This window comes from Micromonospora sp. DH13, assembly GCF_020873825.1.
GTDB lineage: Bacteria > Actinomycetota > Actinomycetes > Mycobacteriales > Micromonosporaceae > Micromonospora > Micromonospora haikouensis.
Genome location: NZ_JAHWGR010000080.1, coordinates 1 through 3,158, shown reverse-complemented (window position 1 = coordinate 3,158; position 3,158 = coordinate 1). Strand labels below are relative to the sequence as shown.

Genomic DNA, 3,158 nt, shown 5'->3' with positions numbered 1-3,158 from the left:
CGGACCGCCGCGGGCACCCCTGGGGCGGGGGGCGGACGGCGGCACCCCGCACCCCCAGACAGGAGAGCAGATGCCCAGCAGAGACGGGCCGGCCGTGGTCGAGGTCGCCGACCTCGTCAAGCGCTACCCCCGCAGCGACACCAACGCCGTGGACGGGCTGTCGTTCACCGTCGCGCCGGGCGAGATCTTCGGGCTGTTCGGGCCCAACGGCGCCGGCAAGTCCACCACCGTCGGCATCCTCACCACCCGGCTGCGGGCCACCGGCGGCCGGGCCCTGGTCGGCGGCGTCGACGTCGGGCGCGATCCGGCGGCCGCCCGCGCCCAGCTGGCCGTGGTGCCCCAGCACAACAACCTGGACCGCGCCCTGACCCCCCGGCAGAACCTGGTCTACCACGCGACCTACCACGGGCTGCCCCGGCGGGAGGCCGAGAGCCGGGCCGGGGAGCTGCTGGAACGCTTCGGTCTCACCGAGCGGGCCGACCGGCGCATCGAGGCGTACTCCGGCGGGATGGCCCAGCGGCTGATGATCGCCCGGGCGCTCACCCACGACCCGATGGTGCTCTTCCTCGACGAGCCGACCAACGCCCTCGACCCGCAGACCCGGCTGCTGATCTGGGGCCAGATCCGCCAACTGCGCGAGCGCGGCGTCGCGATCGTGCTCACCACGCACGCGATGAACGAGGCGGCCCGGACCGTCGACCGGGTCGGCATCGTCGACCACGGCCGGCTGCTCACCCTCGACACCCCGGACAACCTGGTCCGGGGCCTGGCCGGCGACGCGCTGCTCGACCTCACGCTCACCCCGGCCCCCGCCGACGACCCGGAGGCGCTGTGCGCCGCGCTGGGCGAGTTGGACGGCGTACGCAAGGCGGAGCGGCTCGCGTCGCCCGCCGTGCCGGCCGGTCTGCGGCCCGGCGCGGGGCTGCCCGGCGGGGCCGGCGGCGGCGCGGCGCTGGCCGCCCTGGCCGCGCGGGCCGGCGGGGCGCGGCCCGGTGGCGGCGGCCTGGCGGCCCTGGCCGGCGCGGGCCTGCTCGGGCGCGGCGGCGCGGCGGGCCGCAACGGCGGGGGCCCGGCCGGTCGTGGCCGGCTGCGCGTGCGCCTGCACCTGGCCACCGACCCCGCCGCGCTGCTCGGCGCGGCGGTCACCGTGCTCACCGCGCGGTCGGCGGCGCTCAACGCCATCGACATCGGGGAGCCGAGCCTGGAGGACGTCTTCATCGAACTGACCGGAAGGGAACCACGGTGACCGCTGTAGACACGCCGACCCCGCTGCGACCGGCGGTCACCCCGCGCGCCCGGCCCGGCGCCGGCCGGGTGTTCGCCGCCGTGCTGCGCCGCGACCTCATGGTCACCGGCCGCGAACTGTGGGTCATCCTGGTGCAGGTCGGGCTGACGCCGCTGTTCATGCTCTTCGTGTTCGACACGATCCTCGGCGGGCAGGGCATCGTCGGGCGCAACTTCGCCGACCTCTTCCTGCCCGGCATCATCGCGCTGGCCGCCCTCACCACCGCGCTGCAGAGCGTGGCACTGCCGCTGGTGAAGGAGTTCGGTTTCACCATGGAGATCGAGGACCGGCTGATGGCCCCGCTGCCGACCAGCCTCGTCGCGATCGGCAAGCTGGTCATCGCCACCGTCCGGGGGCTGCTCGCGGCCCTGCTGATCTATCCGCTCGGCGCGCTGGTGGTCGGCTCCGCGCCGTGGCGTCCGGCGGGGCTGCCCATGGCGTTCGTGGTGGCGCTGCTCGGCGCGTGGATCGGCGGGGCCATCGGGATGAGCCTGGCCACCACCCTGCCGGTGCAGCGGATCAACGTCACCTTCTCGGTGATCCTCACCCCGATCATCTGGACCGGCTGCATCCACTACCCCTGGCCGAGGCTGTCGCTGCCCTGGTACCAGGTGGTCACCGCGCTCAACCCGATGACGTACGTCTCGGAGGGGGTGCGCGGCGCGCTGCTGCCCGAGGTGCCGCACATCCCGGCGTGGGTGTGCCTGAGCGTGCTCACCGGGGTGGCCGTGGCGCTGACCTGGCTCAGCGTCCGCTGCTTCAGTCGACGGGCGGTCCAATGACCGCCCGGGCGTTTCCCACCGGCCCCTGCGAGGAGCTGCCATGCCGCCCCTGACCCCTCCGGAAACCGACGCGGGCCTCGCCCGCCGGCTCGCGGCCCACGCCGGCGAACTGCTGCTGCGGGTACGCTCCGCGCACGGCCACGGTGACCCGGCCGCGCTGAAGGCCGCCGGTGACCGGGCCTCCCACGACCTCCTGCTCGCCGAGCTGGCGACCCACCGCCCGGACGACGCGGTCCTGTCCGAGGAGGACAAGGACTCCCGCGTCGTCGGGAGCGTCGACGCCGGCGGCCGGCTGACCGCCGACCGGGTGTGGATCATCGACCCGTTGGACGGGACCCGGGAGTTCTCCGAGGAGGGCCGTTCGGACTGGGCGGTGCACGTGGCGTTGTGGGCGCGTACGGCGTCGACGCCGCACCGCCTGGTGGCGGGGGCCGTCGGCCTGCCCGCCCAGGGGCGGGTGCTGGTGACCGACGACCCGCCGGCCCCGCCGGCACCGTCCGCCGGCCCCGGCGCGCCGCTGCGGCTGGCGGCCAGCCGCAGCCGTCCCCCGGCCTTCCTGGCGGAACTGGCCGCCGAGATCGGCGCCGAGCTGGTGCCGATGGGCTCGGCGGGGGCGAAGATCGCCGCTGTGGTGACGGGTGAGGTCGACGCGTACGTCCACGCGGGCGGCCAGTACGAGTGGGACTCGGCCGCCCCGGTGGCCGTGGCCACCGCCGCCGGGTTCCACGCGTCGCGCGTCGACGGTTCCCCGCTGACCTACAACCAGGCGGACCCGCGCCTGCCCGACCTGCTGGTGTGCCGTCAGGAGCTCGCCGCGCCGCGGCTCGCCGCCCTCGCGCGGCAGCTCTCCGGCGCGGCGGCCCCCGGCTCCGGCGTCCCCTCGACCGGAGGCGTCCCCTCGACCGGAAAGGACACGCGATGAGCAGCGGATCGGCTGCGTACCAGGTCTCCCAGCTCGACGAGTTGGAGGCGGAGAGCATCTTCGTGATGCGTGAGGTGGTTGCGGAGATGGAGCGGCCGGTGCTGCTCTTCTCGGGTGGTAAGGATTCGATCGTGATGTTGCGGTTGGCGCAGAAGGCGTTTGCGCCGGC

The 3,158-nt window shown here is 75.3% G+C and carries 3 protein-coding genes and 1 pseudogene; all 4 read left to right on the top strand.

Translation table 11 applies throughout. From position 1 onward, the window contains the following. Window positions 1-70 precede the first annotated feature (70 nt). On the top strand, window positions 71-1,246 hold the full coding sequence (locus tag LPA42_RS33280) for an ABC transporter ATP-binding protein (protein ID WP_077937631.1): 1,176 nt from the start codon (window positions 71-73) through the stop codon (window positions 1,244-1,246). Then, window positions 1,243-2,067 (top strand): ABC transporter permease, encoded by an 825-nt coding sequence (locus LPA42_RS33275; protein WP_091284658.1) that lies wholly within the window; start codon window positions 1,243-1,245, stop codon window positions 2,065-2,067. Before LPA42_RS33280 ends, LPA42_RS33275 begins: the two co-directional genes overlap by 4 nt. Before the next feature lie 40 nt (window positions 2,068-2,107). Further along, a complete protein-coding gene (locus LPA42_RS33270) occupies window positions 2,108-2,989 on the top strand; it encodes a 3'(2'),5'-bisphosphate nucleotidase CysQ (protein WP_228987133.1) in 882 nt (293 codons plus the stop codon). Then, a pseudogene (locus LPA42_RS33265) lies at window positions 2,986-3,158 on the top strand (sulfate adenylyltransferase small subunit); the annotation flags it as partial. The gene LPA42_RS33270 and the pseudogene LPA42_RS33265, both read left to right, overlap by 4 nt.